The sequence below is a fragment of the Acetobacter fabarum genome, from assembly GCF_022483405.1.
Taxonomy (GTDB): domain Bacteria; phylum Pseudomonadota; class Alphaproteobacteria; order Acetobacterales; family Acetobacteraceae; genus Acetobacter; species Acetobacter fabarum.
The window spans coordinates 449843-465128 of record NZ_JAKVNI010000001.1; the positions used below are offsets into that span (position 1 = coordinate 449843).

13 protein-coding genes are annotated in these 15286 nt (G+C 60.4%); 7 read left to right on the forward strand and 6 right to left on the reverse strand.

Features of this window, described 5'->3' with window-relative positions:
• Window positions 1-183: 183 nt before the first annotated feature.
• The 5 genes from LKE65_RS02280 to flgG form a co-directional block, all read right to left on the reverse strand.
• Window positions 184-1071 carry a MotE family protein gene (locus LKE65_RS02280; RefSeq protein ID WP_278740302.1) on the reverse strand — a complete coding sequence of 296 codons (888 nt, stop codon included), beginning with the start codon at window positions 1069-1071 and terminating at the stop codon, window positions 184-186.
• Window positions 1072-1254: 183 nt separating this feature from the next.
• Window positions 1255-1920 (reverse strand): hypothetical protein, encoded by a 666-nt coding sequence (locus tag LKE65_RS02285; RefSeq protein ID WP_278740303.1) that lies wholly within the window; start codon window positions 1918-1920, stop codon window positions 1255-1257.
• Between the two features lie 251 nt (window positions 1921-2171).
• The gene (gene flgH / locus LKE65_RS02290) at window positions 2172-2876 is read right to left on the reverse strand and encodes a flagellar basal body L-ring protein FlgH (RefSeq protein WP_233129099.1); all 705 of its coding nucleotides are present in this window, start codon (window positions 2874-2876) and stop codon (window positions 2172-2174) included.
• Between the two features lie 55 nt (window positions 2877-2931).
• Window positions 2932-3954: a flagellar basal body P-ring formation chaperone FlgA gene (flgA, locus tag LKE65_RS02295; RefSeq protein ID WP_278740305.1), complete on the reverse strand. Its 1023-nt coding sequence runs from the start codon at window positions 3952-3954 to the stop codon at window positions 2932-2934.
• A 1-nt stretch (window position 3955) separates the two neighbouring features.
• Complete coding sequence (gene flgG, locus LKE65_RS02300) at window positions 3956-4744, reverse strand: flagellar basal-body rod protein FlgG (protein WP_086646096.1); 789 nt, start codon at window positions 4742-4744, stop codon at window positions 3956-3958.
• Window positions 4745-5102: 358 nt separating this feature from the next.
• Between flgG and flgF the strand changes: the two genes are divergently transcribed.
• The 3 genes from flgF (at window position 5103) to LKE65_RS02315 (ending at window position 8684) form a co-directional block, all read left to right on the forward strand.
• A complete protein-coding gene (flgF, locus tag LKE65_RS02305) occupies window positions 5103-5846 on the forward strand; it encodes a flagellar basal-body rod protein FlgF (RefSeq protein ID WP_086646177.1) in 744 nt (247 codons plus the stop codon).
• 142 nt (window positions 5847-5988) lie between these two features.
• A complete protein-coding gene (flgK, locus tag LKE65_RS02310) occupies window positions 5989-7560 on the forward strand; it encodes a flagellar hook-associated protein FlgK (protein WP_095349709.1) in 1572 nt (523 codons plus the stop codon).
• Window positions 7561-7586: 26 nt separating this feature from the next.
• The gene (locus tag LKE65_RS02315) at window positions 7587-8684 is read left to right on the forward strand and encodes a flagellin (RefSeq protein WP_086646098.1); all 1098 of its coding nucleotides are present in this window, start codon (window positions 7587-7589) and stop codon (window positions 8682-8684) included.
• 62 nt (window positions 8685-8746) lie between these two features.
• Here the strand turns inward: LKE65_RS02315 and LKE65_RS02320 are convergent, their stop codons facing one another.
• Window positions 8747-9232 (reverse strand): hypothetical protein, encoded by a 486-nt coding sequence (locus LKE65_RS02320; protein WP_278740307.1) that lies wholly within the window; start codon window positions 9230-9232, stop codon window positions 8747-8749.
• Between LKE65_RS02320 and metH the strand changes: the two genes are divergently transcribed.
• From metH to purF, 4 genes are all read left to right on the forward strand, one after another.
• On the forward strand, window positions 9231-12737 hold the full coding sequence (gene metH, locus LKE65_RS02325) for a methionine synthase (RefSeq protein ID WP_278740308.1): 3507 nt from the start codon (window positions 9231-9233) through the stop codon (window positions 12735-12737). The genes LKE65_RS02320 and metH overlap by 2 nt on opposite strands.
• Before the next feature lie 47 nt (window positions 12738-12784).
• On the forward strand, window positions 12785-13114 hold the full coding sequence (locus LKE65_RS02330; RefSeq protein ID WP_278740310.1) for a phosphoribosyl-ATP pyrophosphatase: 330 nt from the start codon (window positions 12785-12787) through the stop codon (window positions 13112-13114).
• A gap of 66 nt (window positions 13115-13180) precedes the next feature.
• Window positions 13181-13705, forward strand: a complete 525-nt coding sequence (locus tag LKE65_RS02335; RefSeq protein WP_095349705.1) for a CvpA family protein — start codon at window positions 13181-13183, stop codon at window positions 13703-13705.
• 46 nt (window positions 13706-13751) lie between these two features.
• Entirely contained in the window at window positions 13752-15239 is a 1488-nt protein-coding gene (gene purF, locus LKE65_RS02340; protein ID WP_086646102.1) for an amidophosphoribosyltransferase, read from the forward strand.
• Window positions 15240-15286 lie beyond the last annotated feature (47 nt).

Sequence of the window (15286 nt, forward strand, 5' to 3'; positions counted from 1 at the left end):
TTGTTCCCGTCCTTCAAGCCCACACGCGCACCCTGCGTCCGACCTGGTCGATCTGGGTGCCTGATGCCGCCAAGCCCGGCAAGCGGGCCATGGCTGCCAGATGACGTGTTATTTTAAGCCATTTCCCATGCAAATGCGAGATAAGAGCCGCCCTTGCGCCAAAAAACCCGAATAGGCCAGTGGCTACTGGGAAGACTGCGCCCCTCCCGCACGGTTACCTACCGCAGGGGTGGCACTAACACTGGGCTTGGCCCACCATGTTGCCGTGCCTACGTTCTGCGCGACCCGGTCCCCGCCATCTCCCCCATCGGACGGTGCCCGGAAGCTCCGGACCCCTGCCATGAACTGGGAGATAAGGTTCACACGTTCGGGCGACATGTTGCCCATAATGGCTGACACCTTGCGGGTGTTCATTTTGCTGGCCACGGCAATAAGCACGTGGATGTCCATGATATTGAAGACCGCCGCTGCCTCCTTGGGGGGCATGTCCTCGTAAATCTTGACCAGCCGGTCTGTCTCGGCGTCCATCACCTCACGGTGGGCGGCCTGCTTCTGCTCCAGCGTGGCCATGGAGGCATCCAGCGTGTTCATTTTCTGGTCCAGCACGGCGCGGGCGGCGTTCAGCACATGCTTCTGCTGGTCAAGCTGCTGCTGCTCACCCTCAATGGTGGACTGGCGGGCCAGAATATCCTTGACCAGATCGGCCTCAGCCTTGCTGACCTCCGGATCGGGGTCGGGGCCAAGCCCCGCCGTTCCGGTTTTGACCTGTGCGCAGGAAATACCCTTGGCGCAGTCATCTGCCGCAACAGACACCTTTTTTTTGCCGCCACCTGCCGCATCCCCCACATCGGGGGACATTTCCGCCGCCTCGTTGGCGTCCAGCACGGAAACCCAGCCCTCCAGCGCGTCCTTGTCGCTTTTGGTCTTGCTGCTGGAATCGTTGACGGAAGGCATGTTCTCGGCCGCTGCCGCCTGCGCGACAGAAACCAGAGGCTGCGCAGCCGTCTCCGCACTATCATCCTTCATGTGTCCGGCGATGGTGTGGATATTCATCGCCAGAAGAAGAGTCATCAGGCTTGATGAAATATGCACAAGTTTCCCGAACGACAAACGGGGTATCAGCATCACAACCTACGACATCTCTTCATAAAAACACTCTGGCGGTCGGGCATGGCGGCAGAACCGGCCACATAAAGGGGAGTGCAGCCAGCCACACACCCCACCCACAAGCCTGACCCCAGACCAGACACAGACTTACGGCTGCGTATCGGACATACCCATCAGGGACGCATGGCCATCTTCCGTTTCCGCCGTGGAGCGGATGACCTGATCCACATCCCCCCAGACCGAACCGTTATCCGTGCTGGCCGGTGCAGACTTGGAGGATTCCGTGGTGGTGGACTTGGAAGACACGGCAGCAGCCAGGGAGGGTTTGACCTCAACCTTGACAGGCTTGGCAGATGCGGGAGCAGCAGCGGCCGGGGTAAAGCTTGCAGGGGCGGCAGCAGGTGTTACAGGCGCTGCCGGAGCAGCCGGGGCTGCGCCAAGGGCTGCCGTGGTGATCTTGAAGTCACCCGTCAGTTCCGCACCCTGCTGGATGCTGCACCCGCTCACGCCTTCAAGGAACAGCGTGCAGTTCTGAATCTTGGCGGTGCCGGTTGCAAAAAAGCGCTTGGCGCGGACAACCACGTTTTCCGCCGTGCCACGAATAACCACTTCCTCGGCCACCAGTTCGCCCGAGACCACACCGCTTTCCAGAACATCCACAATCGGGGCCTGCAGATGCGCGCTGCGTACCGTGCCACCAATAGCAATGGGGGCGTCGGTTTCACACTTCAGGCTGGCAACATTCAGCCCCTGTACAAGTATGGTCTGGTTAGGCTCGGCCAGGGTGCCGAATGCGTTGTCACCGTTATTCATGCTTATCTCCCGTGGTGTTACCTGCCGATAGTGCCAGCATCGCCATCCATGCGCGATCCGGCTACCGCCAGGTTCCTTCTGGCCGCAGCACCCCGCCCCGGCATTGATGGCCATGCAACACACAGAAAACAGGCATTGCACAACTTGTTGAATGGGGTGAATTGAACCCTTATGTCAAGTTATGCGTTGGGGAATGCCCCACCTTTTTGGAACCTTCATCCCAACGCAACATAAACGCGGTGTCCGCCCGATTAGAACGGCAGGACATTGTCCAGAATCTGCTGGCCGTAACGCGGCGTCTGCTGCTTGGTCAGCTGGCCACGCCCACCGTAGGAAATACGGGCTTCCGCAATGCGGTCGTGGGTTACGGTGTTGTCTTCCAGAATGTCCTGCGGGCGCACAACACCGCTGACCATAAGCTGGCGCAACTCCCCGTTAATGCGCACTTCCTGGCGGGCCACCACCACAAAGTTACCGTTAGGCAGCACCTGCGTAATGGTGCCGGCCAGTGTAAGGGTGACCGCTTCTGTCCGGCGGATGGTGCCGGTACCGGCGTTAGCACTTGCGCTGCTCGTGTTCAGCGCATCGGACTGGGTCAGGTGCGACAGGGCCTTGCCCTTGAGCCCGAACAGGCTGGGAATACCAAAATCTTCCGACCCGCTGGACGAGGCGGACGTGTCATTCGTGACATCCGCGTTATCCGCAATCTCGACCTTAATGGTCAACAGGTCCCCTACCTGAGAAGCACGCTGATCCTTGAAGAAGGCACGGCTACCCGGCCGCCACAGGCTACCCACCTCGGTTGGCGGTGCCTGCAAGGGCGGCATGGGCATGGTGACCGGCCGGTAATCAGGCGTTTGCGTGGGGTCCGATGTACGGGTCATGCGCGGGGGGTGCCCCAGCTCGCTCGTATCCGCCAGCCCGGAGCAGGAGGCAAGGCCCAGCAATCCGACCATAATGGCGCCAGACAGACGGTGTTGGGTCAATAAGTCTCTCCAAGTCATTCAGCTACTACCGGGGGTATATGCCGCCCTGCCCACCGGAGCGGGAGGACGAACTGAGGCGACGCAGGGCGTTCCCATCCGATGGCACGGCGCCCGATGTGGTGTCCACCTCCATTTCTGACCCGTTGATCACCCGCCCTGTCAGAATCATTTTGCTGGCGAGGTTGAGCGCATGCACATACTGGCCCACGCCCCCATCTTCCAGCGCGCGCCCCGTGGCCGACAGCCGCAGGCCCGGCGCAATATAGGAGAGCATGATGGGGTCCCCCTTGTGCATGACAATCGTCCGCCGCAGGTCCCGCTCCAGCACCGGTTCGTCCACCATAACGCTGTGCAGGAGGGTCATGCCCGCAACATCCGCATCCGCCGTATAGGCCTTGGAGCCACTCCGCCCCGTGTAGGAGTCGTCCACCCGCACGTCGGCTGCGGCCAGCACCGTACCAGCCGAGAGCGCATGGGTGTAAACCAGCACACGCTGGGCCGCATGGACCACCCCGGTCAGCAAAAACGAATCCTGCGTAATATCGCCCAGCGGGTGAGTGCGGTACACGGTGGCGGAAAAACGACCACTCTTCTGGTCCCAGTCCAGATCGGACATGACAACAGGTTTGGGGTCATCCGCCGCAACGGTCATGGGGTGAAAATCCCCCAGCTCAACCGTTACAGGGCCTTCGCCCAGATCAGGCAGGTTCTGCTTGATCATATGGATAAAAAAATCACGGTCCAGCACGCGGCCAGCGCGTGTAACGGTGGTCTGCGCCGTTGCGGACTGGTCCATCCAGTCCACGCCATACTGGTCGGCTATGGCCAGAAGCTGCCGCCCGCCCACAACAAAACTGCTGCCCGGCAGAGGGGCTGGCCCAAGAACGCGGTCCTGCCCGGGTTCGAGGTCCATGAACAGGTCCGACAGCCGCACCGTATCCGATGTAACCGTGGTTGCCGTGCGCAGGGTTGCGGCAAGGCAGGCTACGGGCGGCAGAACCGCAAAAACCGCAGCCAGCAGCGGCAGTATGGCTGCCCGCAGGGACATGTTATTTCAGATTCGTAAGTGTCTGAAGCATTTCATCAGAAGCGGTGATGACCTTACTGTTCATTTCATACGCACGCTGCGCAGTAATGAGGTCGGTAATTTCGGTCACGACGTTCACGGCCGATTCTTCCACAAAGCCCTGCCGGATGTCCCCAAAGCCCGTGCTCTGCGGTGTGCCCGTAATGGGGTCACCCGAAGAGGTGGTGGAGGTAAACAGGTTCTGCCCCATGGCGGCCAGGCCGTTTTCGTTCTGGAAGGTGACGAGCTGGATCTGCCCGGCAACCTGCGCCGTGGTCTGCCCGGACAGGGTGTACTGCACCTGCCCGCTCTGATCGACGGTAATGTTTTCAGCGTTGTTTGGCAGCGAAATATCGGGGCTGAGCGGGTAACCGTCTGCCGTTACGATCGTCCCGTCGTTGGAGAGGGAGAACGTGCCGTCTCGCGTATAGGCGTATTCGCCCGATGGCAGGGTAACGCGGAAGTAGCCGCGCCCTTCAATGGCCATATCCAGCGCATTGCCGGTCTGTTCCAGAGTACCCTGCTCGTTAATGCGGTAAATGCCTGCGGTACGCACGCCCAGACCAACCTGCGCGCCGGATGGCACAAGGTCACCCGTATCCGAGCTCATGGTCCCCGCGCGGCGCAGATCCTGATAGATAAGATCCTGGAACTCCGCCCGACGCCGCTTGTAGCCAGTGGTCGTCATGTTGGCGATGTTGTGGGAAATTGTCTCGACGTTCGTCGTCTGGGCCTGCATGCCCGTACCGGCGATATCAAGGGAACGCATCATAGGATGACAAGCCTCCGGGTGTGCCTTGCACCACGCTCACCCCAGCAACAGCACGATGATGGGAGCATGGGCGGGAACTTACATGGCCATACGCACAGCCGCTAGCTGCCACACCATGTATTGCCAGCAAGAGGTAAGACGACAGCATGGCCATTGCAAGAGGTTTTGTCTGGCCAATTCCTTACCACTTATACATTAAGCCACGTTTTGTTGTATATGCCACACATCCTCTGTTGCTGTATTATGGTCAATCCAATAGATTTCCTGCACGGAAAACCATATTATGCCCCGCATGATTCGGGGCCTGCCGTGCGTAAGCTGCCCAAACCACCCAAATCACCCGCCGGAGTCAGAAGCCATGGACAACACGACCTACATCGCCTTGTCCCGCATCAATGCGCTAACGCATGACCTTGAAGTCACGTCCAACAATCTGGCCAACGCCAATACAACGGGCTTCAAGTCCTCCCGCGAGCTGTTTTCGGATTATATCGTCAAGCAAAAAGACATTCACGGCATCCCCGGTGAACGCACGGAAGCTTACACGCAGGACCGCGCCACCTATCAGGACCACGGGCAGGGCCAGTTGCGCCAGACCGGCAACCCCACCGATTTTGCCATTAACGGGGAAGGGTTTTTTGCCGTGCAGACCACGCAGGGCGTGCGGCTGACGCGCAACGGCCAGTTCCAGCGCCGCTCTGACGGGACAATTGTGGATATTAACGGCAACCCGATCCTCAACCGTTTCCAGCGCCCCATTGTTATCCCGCGTGAGGACGATGTTCTCTCCGTTGCCTCCGACGGGACAATCTCCACGCAGGATGGAGCCATTGGCACGCTGGACCTGATGACGGTGGACAACCTGAACACCCTCCAGCCCGAGGGCAGCTACCTGCTCAAGCCCACCACCCGCACGCGGGTTCTGCCCCACAAGGAAATCCGGCAGGGCATGCTGGAAAGCAGCAATGTCAACGCCATTACGGAAACCACCCGCATGGTGGAAATCCAGCGCGATTACGACCTGAACTTCCAGCTTGTGCAGACCGAATCCACCCGCCGGACCAACGCGATCGACAAGATTACGCAGGATTCCAGCAGCTAGGCAGCTGCCTGACGGGGTGTTTTGCGCAGCGCGTTAACCTTCTAAAAACCATTGCGCCGTAAGACTTCTTTAACTGCTGCCAAATGGCTGCTATTCGTGACCAGATTTTTAAAAACGCCGTGATGGACGGACGAGGAACACAATGGATCTAGGATCAGCTCTATCAATAGCCTCCAGCGGGCTGAACGGGATTGAATACCAGTACTCCGTCGTTTCCCAGAACGTCGCCAACTCCAGCACCACCGGCTATGCCTCCGAATCGGCCAGCGTGACCTCGGCCGTTGCGGGCAATCAGGGTACGGGCGTGCGCATTGGCAAAACGGTGGTCAATGTCAGCCCCTTCTTGCAATCTTCGCTGTACACGCAGAATGCCAAGGTTTCGGCCCTGACATCCTCCTCCAATTCGCTGGCAGCGGTAGAATCCGTTCAGGGCTCCACCTCCGCCACATCGGGCGATACCCAGACCCTGTCGGACGAGCTGGGCAATGTGCAGAGCGCCCTCACCTCCCTGACCTCCACCCCGCTGGACAGCTCGGCACAGACTGCGGTCATTACGGCCGCCACATCCCTGACCGACACGATCCACACGCTGGCATCCACCTACACCCAGCAGCGGCAGACGGCGGAAAACACCATTGTTTCCACCGTGTCCACCATTAACCAGAACCTCACCCAGATCGGTCAGCTTTCCAAGCAGATCATGGGTTTGCAGGCCGTTGGGTCCGACACGTCCAGCCTGGAAAACAGCCGTCTTGAGGTCATGAACGACCTCTCCTCCGAACTGGGGGTAAAGTTCACCGAAACGTCCAAGGGCGATATGATCGTCACGACCGAGGATGGCACCCAGCTGCCAACCCGCCCGGACCAGATCGGCCTGAGCAACAACACCCAGACCCTGCCCAGCAATACCTGGCCGCTCTCGGCAACCAACGGTGGCACAGCCAGCACCACCATTACCGATTCCATGTATTACAAGGCAGGTGACCCGGCCAATTCCCCCATTGCGGGCATTACGGTTGCGGATGGCACGACCAACACCTCCACCACGGATATTACGTCCCACCTGACCAGTGGCACGCTGGGTGCCAACATTACCCTGCGCGACACGACCTACCCCACCATGCAGGCGCAGCTTGATTCGTTCTCCGCAACGCTGATCAACCGCTTCAACAACGCGGGTATGTCCCTGTTCACCAACGGTACGAATACCGCGCAGTCCTACGACACGACCAAAACCACGCCTGACGGTATTGTTGGCCTGTCCTCCGCCATCAGCGTGAGCGACAGCTACGCCACCACCCCATCCCAGCTTGCCCCGGATGGCAGCATCAGCACCATTACCAAAGTACTGAGCACCACCTTCGGCACCTCCAGCGATGATGTGGACGATGGCGGTACGCTCTCTGCCCCCACCACGGGCCTGGGGCCAAGCGGGACACTCCAGACCGGATATAGCGGCACGCAGGGGCTGGTTGCCCTTGCCACCTCCCTGACCTCCGCCCAGGGTGCGGTTATTGGCACGGCCAGCACCAACCTGACCTACGCAACCGCCGTGCAGACCACCATCAATACCAAGGTGACCAACGTATCGGGCGTGAACGTGAATAACGAAATGTCCAAGATCGTGGCGCTGCAAAATGCCTATACGGCCAATGCCAAGATCATTTCTTCCGTCCAGACCATGTTCAGCGCTCTTCTTAACGCCATCAACTAAGCCTTGAGAGAGGGAGATACTTTATTATGAGCACTTCTATCGGGCAGTATGGCGCGAGCGCTGCAAACCTTGTTCTTTCTTCCGCTGTGCAGGAACTCACCAACGCCCAGACCACTCTGGCGTGGCAGACCTCCAGCAACGGCATTACGGCAGAAACCTTTGCCGGTCTGGGCTCTTCGCGCTCCAATGTTTTTGAGCTGACGCCAAAGATCACGCAGGTTAAAGCCTGGCAGACCAACATTACCAATGCCCAGAACAGCCTGACCGTTACGGCCAGCGCACTCAAGCAGATTGTCTCGCTCGCCCAGAGCATGGCCACAAACCTGCTGAGCATTGGCGGGTCCAGCTCCACCTCCACGGTCAACTCTGTCTCGACCGAGGCAACAAGCAGCCTTAGCCAGCTGGCAACCATCCTGAACACCTCCAACGGTACGGGCTATGTTTTTGCCGGGCAGTCCGCGACTGAAGCGCCGGTCAAGGACCCGTCCAGCGTTGCCAGCGGCACCACCAGCACTCAGGTTGCAGATACGCTCAGCCTTCTGGCATCGGGGTCGAGCATGGACTCTGTCCTGCAACAGGCCACCTCGCTGATCAATGCGGACAGCTCCATTTTTTCGAGCACCATTTCCAGCGCCACCAGTGCCACGGATTCGCTCAGCCAGGCCAAAAGCCAGCAGACCAGCATTGTTACGGGGGACAGCACCTCCAGCAGCTACGGGGTTGTGGCCACACAGGGCAATACAAGCGATGTAAGCAGCACCTCCACCGGGTCGCCCATCAAGGACCTGATGCGGGACATGATGCTGGTTTCGGGCATGCAGGGCATGTCCTCCACCAGTGCTGGCTATTCCGACATGATCACCCAGCTCCATACCTCGCTGGTGAACACGACCAACCAGCTGATCAGCATGGAAACAGCCGTAGGGGCACAGCAGAACGCCCTGACCGCACGCTCCACCCTGCTGACCAACACGACAACAGCGCTGCAAACCCAGCTCGACAACGCCCGCACAACCGATATCGGGCAGGTGGCCATCCAGTCCGCCAACGTGCAGACCAGCCTGAAGGCGTCGTTCATGCTGATCGCGGACATGAAGGACATGTCGCTGGCCAACTACCTCTAAACCGCCAGCGCAGCTTTTACACATATCTGCAACAGCCTGATGCGCACCATCAGGCTGTTTTTTTATGCCTGCAGCACATAAAAAGCGGACAGGAAAGCCGAGGTTTCAAGCTGGGTCTTATACGCGGCCACCAGTTGGGGGGCGCACACCACCACCATAACCTCCAGCGGTTCCCCCACACCACGCACCCGGCTTTGCGCCTGCACCAGCAAAAACTGGTCCAGCCCACCCCGCCCCACACAGCACAGGCAATGCCCGCCATGGGTTGCGCCGCCTTCGGCCCCGGACCATTCCAGTACGCACCGCCACCCCTGAGTTTGCGCAGGTTCAGGGGCCATACCGGCAAACACCACCCCCCCTTTGCCCCGCCATGCCTGCCCTTGTGGAGCATCCTCCAGCACAAAAAGCGGCATGCGCCCGCCGCGCATGTGCGGTGGAGCACGCATGGCGGTGGACAGGGTAGCCTCTGTCTGGAATAAGGATGTGGCTTTGGCCCGTTCCTGCGGCTGAGGCGTACCCTCCCCACTATTCCGGTCTTGTGCTGTCATGTCTTCTCGTCTGCCGCTTCTTGATGCCCTGCGTGAACAGGTTCTGCTCTGTGATGGAGGGATGGGGTCCCGCATCCAGATGCTCGACCTTGATGTGCAACGTGATTACTGGGGACAGGAAAACTGCACCGAAGTCCTGACCCTGTCACGCCCTGAACTGATCCGCGAAATCCACCGTGGGTATTTTGAGGCCGGAGCCGACATGGTGGAGACCAACACGTTTGGTGCCTCCCCTATTACACTGGGCGAGTTCGGGCTGACAGACCGCACGCGTGAGATTAACCGCGCCTCCGCCATTCTGGCGCGTGAAGCAGCGGACAGCTTTGCCGATGGCCGCCACCGTTACGTGCTTGGCTCCATGGGTCCGGGCACCAAGCTGCCCTCTCTTGGCAATATTGATTACGATACCCTTGAAGCCGCCCTTACCGAACAGACCCGTGGCCTGATTGAAGGCGGGGTCGATGCGGTGCTGATTGAAACCTGTCAGGACACGCTCCAGATCAAGGCGGCCGTCAATGGCGTCAAGATTGCGCGGGCCGAAGCGGGCGTCACACTCCCCATTTTTGTGCAGGTTACGGTAGAAACCACAGGCACCTTGCTGGTTGGGCCAGACATTGCCGCCGCCGCCACGGTCATTAACGCGCTGGATGTGGACCTGATCGGCCTGAACTGCGCCACCGGCCCGCAGGAAATGGCCGAACATGTGCGCTGGCTGGCCGAAAACTGGCCCCGTCTGGTTTCCGTCCTGCCCAATGCGGGCCTGCCCGAACTGGTGGACGGCAAAACACACTACCCACTCAGCCCCGAAGACATGGCCACATGGGTCGAGCGCTTTGTGCACGAAGACGGCATTAACATGACCGGCGGGTGCTGTGGCACCTCCACCCCACACATTGCAGCGCTGGACGCCATGCTGCGCCGCCGGGCAGAAGCCACGGGCCGCCACCGCCCGGCCCCTGTTGCCCGTACGGCCGTGTGGGTGCCCTCCGTTGCCAGCCTGTACTCGCAGGTGCCCCTGCGGCAGGAAAACGCCTATTTTTCCATCGGGGAGCGCTGCAACGCCAACGGTTCCAAAAAATGGCGCGAACTCCAGGAAGCGCATGACTGGGATGGCTGCGTAACCGTAGGCCGCGAACAGCTGCGCGAAGGCTCCAACGCGCTGGATGTCTGCACCGCCTTTGTCGGCCGCAACGAACGCGAGGAAATGGATGAGGTGATCAAGCGCTTCACCTCCTCGGTCAACGCGCCACTGGTCATTGACTCGACCGAAACCCCGGTGATCGAGGCAGCCCTCAAGCTGCATGGTGGCAAGCCGATCATCAACTCCATCAACTTCGAAGATGGGGAAGGCCCGGCCGCCGACCGCATGGCGCTGGCGCGCAAGTTTGGCGCCGCCGTTGTCGCCCTGACCATTGATGAAGTGGGCATGGCCCGCAAACCCGAGGACAAGCTGCGCATTGCCAGCCGTCTGGTGGAGTTTGCCTGCAACAAATACGGCCTGCCCCAGTCCGATCTGATGATCGACCCGCTCACCTTTACCATCGCCACCGGGGCGGAGGACGACCGTAAGCTCGGCCAGTGGACGCTGGAGGGTATTCGCATGATCCGCGAGGCCTTCCCCGATATCCAGATCGTGCTGGGCCTGTCCAACATCTCCTTCGGGCTCAACCCTGCGGCCCGCGCGGTGCTGAACTCGGTTTACCTTGATCTCGCGGTCAAGGCGGGCATGACGGCGGCTATTGTGCATGTCTCCAAAATCCGCCCGCTGCACCTGATCGCCCCGGAGGAAGTCAAGGTTGCCGAAGACCTGATCTTTGACCGCCGGACCGAGGACTACGACCCCCTGCAGGCCCTGCTGGCCATGTTCGCGGACCGTAAGGCCTCCGAAGCCGTCAAGCGCAAGCAGGCCGAAACCGCCGAAGAACGCCTGAAGGACCGCATTGTGGATGGCGACCGCAAGGGGCTGGAAGCCGACCTTGCCGAAGCCATGCAGACCATGGCCCCGCTGGACATCATCAACACCGTGCTGCTCGATGGCATGAAGGTGGTGGGCGAACTGTTTGGCGCGGGCAAAATGCAGCTCCCCTTCGTGCTTCAGTCCGCTGAAACCATGAAGGCCGCCGTGGCATGGCTTGAACCGCACATGGAACGTGCCGAAGGCCAGCAGCGTGGCACCATTGTTCTGGCCACCGTCAAAGGCGATGTGCACGACATTGGCAAAAACCTTGTGGACATCATCCTGACCAACAACGGCTACCGTGTGGTCAACCTTGGCATCAAGGTGCCTGTGGCCGACATGATCGACGCTGCCCGCAAGGAAAAAGCGGACGCTATTGGCATGTCCGGCCTGCTGGTGAAGTCCACCGTGATCATGCGCGAAAATCTGGAAGAAATCGCCCGCGCGGGGCTGGATACCCCCGTGCTGCTCGGCGGGGCGGCCCTGACCCGCAACTACGTGGAAGAGGACTGCGTAGCCGCTTACGGCGCCACCGGCCGCGTAGCCTATGCGCGTGATGCGTTTGATGGCCTGACCCTGATGGACCAGATCGCCCAGAGCGGGTTTGACGGGTATCTGGCCGCCATTCAGAAACGGCGTGAAGGCAAGGCCACCCGCAAAAACGCCCGTTCGCCAGAAGTGGCGGAAACACGCGGCTACGGCCCGGTGGACAAGGCCGAGGTTGCCACCCGCCGTGCACGCCTGACGGCGGATGAACCCCGCCTGACGCCCCCCTTCTGGGGTGCCAAGGTGCTGCAGGCCACCCCCGAGGCCGTTCTGCCCTTCCTGAACGAGCGCGCCCTTTACCAGTTCCAGTGGGGCTTCCGTAAACAGGGGCGTTCTTTAGACGAGTTTCTGGTCTGGGCACGGCAGGAGCTGCGCCCCATTCTGCAACGCATGCTCAAGCTGGCAGCGGATGAGCAGATTCTCAAACCACAGGCCTGCTACGGCTACTGGAAAGCCGCGGGCGATGGGAACGACCTTGTTCTGTTTGAACCCGATGGCACAACCGAGGCCGCCCGCTTTGCCCTGCCCCGCCAGCCCCGCGCGGATGGGGAGTGCATTGCCGACTTCGTGCGTGACATAAACGACCCCGAGCGTGATGTGGTGGGCCTGCAGGTTGTGACCGTAGGGCAGAAAGCCTCCGACATTGCCCGCGACTGGTTTGAGGAAAACCGTTACCAGGACTACCTCTACCTGCACGGCCTTTCGGTGGAGATGGCAGAAGCCATGGCCGAATACACGCACAAACGTATCCGCGCCGAACTGGGCTTTGCCGCCGAAGACCCGCGGAACATGGAAGACCTGCTCCAGCAGGGCTATCGTGGCTCGCGCTACTCGTTCGGCTACCCGGCCTGCCCCCGGCTGGAAGAGCAGAGCAGCATCCTTAACCTGCTTGATGCAGAGCGTATTGGCGTTTCCCTGACCGATGGGGACCAGCTCCACCCCGAGCAGTCCACCTCTGCTCTGGTGGTGCTGAATAAACACGCCAAATATTTCACGATCTGATCAGCCGGGCATTGACCAGTTGGGATGGTGCAGCGCATCATCCCATAATGGTCTATTCCCGCCCGCATCTGCCGCCTCCGCTTACTCAGGAACGCAAGGACCTGTACATGCAGGTGGGGCTACACGCGACCGGGTGCACAACTGCCTTTATTGCTGCCAGACGCGCAGACCTTGTGCGCGAGAGTGCCCTGTTCCTCCAAACCCTGAGCCATATGTGGGTGCTGGACGGAGTGGATGAGGCCGATGTCTGGACCGAACTCCTGCGCCGGGTGGAAGTGTCCGAGCTGCTGCACAAGCTTAACCAGCCCCCCCACCGTAAAAAGAAAAACGGCAGCTCCAGCAGGCCATGGCGCGTTACCACAAGCAAGCTGCCATAGGCGGCGCGGGCTTTATGCGTTTTTCCCTCTTTCCCCCACCCCACTGGGGGCTGTAAGCCTGCGCTCATGGCAGCCATAGATGCACTATCCCTGATCATTGTGGCCCTTTCCACCCTGCATGGGATGTGGCGGGGGTTTACGCAGCTTGCCCTGGGCCTGCTGAGCTGGGCTTTGGCATTTGTGCTGGCTTTTCGCTTCCATACTGTGCCCACGCCCTGGCTGGCGCGGTTCATTCACTCCCCCATAGGGCTGCAACTGGCCAGCTTTGCGCTGGTGCTGCTGTTTTTTCTGGTGGCTGGTTACCTGCTGGCCGCCGCCATTGTGCGGCTGGTGCGCGCCACCCCGCTGGATGGGCTGGACCGCACGCTGGGTGGGCTGTTCGGGCTTGCGCGGGGTGTGTGCGTGGTTGTGCTGCTGTTCATGGCCGGGCAATGGCTTTTGCAGCCCGAGGACATGGAAGCCATAGAGGCCAACGGGCGACTGACCCCTTATATTCGCTCCGCGACAACCTATATCCAACCTTATCTGGCTGAATTTGATGCAAAAGGGGTTGCGCCAAAGCGTTCAACAGGTCATGACGCCACCTTGTAATCCCCATACGGCCAGTACCAGCCATTTGCGGAGGCCCTGCGCGCTTATGCACCCCCACTCCACGCCGTCCGTTTCCCTCCCCGATCCTGTCCGTGCGGACGAGGACCACCTGCAAGAGGAATGTGCCGTCTTTGGCATATGGAACGCCAAGGACGCAGCAACCCTGACAACCCTTGGACTGCACGCCCTCCAGCACCGTGGGCAGGAAGCAGCGGGCATTGTCTCCTTCGATCCGGCTCATCACCGCTTCAATTCCCACCGTGGGTTGGGCCTTGTGGGCGATGTGTTCAGTGATTCGCGCGTTATGGCCACACTGGCTGGCACACGCGCCATTGGCCATAACCGTTACGCCACAACAGGGGCTACCCTGCTGCGCAACGTGCAGCCCCTGTTTGCCGAATTCGCCTTTGGCGGTCTGGCGGTGGCCCATAACGGCAACCTGACCAACGCTGACACACTGCGCCGCGAGCTGATCCGCCGTGGCTGCCTGTTCCAGTCCACCACGGATACGGAAGTGTTCGTGCACCTGATTGCCATCTCGCTTTACGCCACGGTGGAAGACAGGCTGATTGACGCGCTCAAGCGGGTCACTGGTGCATACTCCCTTGTTGTTCTTTCGCAGGATGCGCTGATCGGCGTGCGTGACCCCATGGGTGTGCGCCCGCTGGTGCTGGGCAAGCTGCCCGGCGAAGGCAGCAAGGACGGCGCATGGGTTCTGGCATCCGAAACCTGCGGGCTGGACATTATTGGCGCGGAATTTGTACGCGACGTGGAACCGGGCGAGCTGATTGTCATCAATGATGACGGTATTCGCTCCCTGCGCCCGTTCGGGGACACGCAACCCCATTTCTGCGTGTTTGAATACATCTACTTTGCGCGCCCGGACTCTGTGCTTGAAGGCTTGCCGGTCTATAACGTGCGCAAGGAAATCGGGCGTGAACTGGCGCAGGAAAGCGGGGTTGAGGCCGATGTGGTCGTGCCCGTACCCGACTCCGGCGTGCCTTCCGCCATTGGCTATGCGGAGGCCAGCGGCATTCCGTTCGAGCTGGGCATCATCCGCAACCACTATGTGGGCCGCACCTTTATTGAACCCACCGACCAGATCCGGCATCTGGGCGTAAAAATGAAGCACTCGCCCAACCGCCCGATTCTGGACGGCAAGCGCGTTGTGCTGGTGGACGACTCCATTGTGCGCGGCACCACATCCCGCAAGATCGTGGACATGGTGCGTGCGGCCGGGGCACGGGAAGTGCATATGCGCATTTCCTCCCCCCCCACCAAGCATTCCTGCTTCTACGGGATCGACACGCCAGAACGCAGCAAGCTGCTGGCCGCCCAGAACGACCTGCAGAAAATGGCTGAACTGATTGGTGTGGACAGTCTGGCCTTTATCTCGCTCGATGGGCTGTACCGCGCCATGGGGCATGAAAGCCGCAAGGCCAGCCGCTCCACCTACTGCGATGCCTGCTTTACCGGCGAATACCCCATTGCGCTGGTTGACCATGATGCGGAATTTGGCCCCGACTCAGCCTGAGCCACGGCCTGCCGCCCTGTTATGAAAAACCCCGCCAGAGGCACGCT

Bases quoted from the DNA above. Each gene is read 5' to 3' on its own strand.
- LKE65_RS02280 (WP_278740302.1), bottom strand. From the start codon at position 1,071: ATGACTCTTCTTCTGGCGATGAATATCCACACCATCGCCGGACACATG.
- LKE65_RS02285 (WP_278740303.1), bottom strand. From the start codon at position 1,920: ATGAATAACGGTGACAACGCATTCGGCACCCTGGCCGAGCCTAACCAG.
- flgH (WP_233129099.1), bottom strand. From the start codon at position 2,876: ATGGTCGGATTGCTGGGCCTTGCCTCCTGCTCCGGGCTGGCGGATACG.
- flgA (WP_278740305.1), bottom strand. From the start codon at position 3,954: ATGTCCCTGCGGGCAGCCATACTGCCGCTGCTGGCTGCGGTTTTTGCG.
- flgG (WP_086646096.1), bottom strand. From the start codon at position 4,744: ATGATGCGTTCCCTTGATATCGCCGGTACGGGCATGCAGGCCCAGACG.
- flgF (WP_086646177.1), top strand. From the start codon at position 5,103: ATGGACAACACGACCTACATCGCCTTGTCCCGCATCAATGCGCTAACG.
- flgK (WP_095349709.1), top strand. From the start codon at position 5,989: ATGGATCTAGGATCAGCTCTATCAATAGCCTCCAGCGGGCTGAACGGG.
- LKE65_RS02315 (WP_086646098.1), top strand. From the start codon at position 7,587: ATGAGCACTTCTATCGGGCAGTATGGCGCGAGCGCTGCAAACCTTGTT.
- metH (WP_278740308.1), top strand. From the start codon at position 9,231: ATGTCTTCTCGTCTGCCGCTTCTTGATGCCCTGCGTGAACAGGTTCTG.
- LKE65_RS02320 (WP_278740307.1), bottom strand. From the start codon at position 9,232: ATGACAGCACAAGACCGGAATAGTGGGGAGGGTACGCCTCAGCCGCAG.
- LKE65_RS02330 (WP_278740310.1), top strand. From the start codon at position 12,785: ATGGTCTATTCCCGCCCGCATCTGCCGCCTCCGCTTACTCAGGAACGC.
- LKE65_RS02335 (WP_095349705.1), top strand. From the start codon at position 13,181: ATGGCAGCCATAGATGCACTATCCCTGATCATTGTGGCCCTTTCCACC.
- purF (WP_086646102.1), top strand. From the start codon at position 13,752: ATGCACCCCCACTCCACGCCGTCCGTTTCCCTCCCCGATCCTGTCCGT.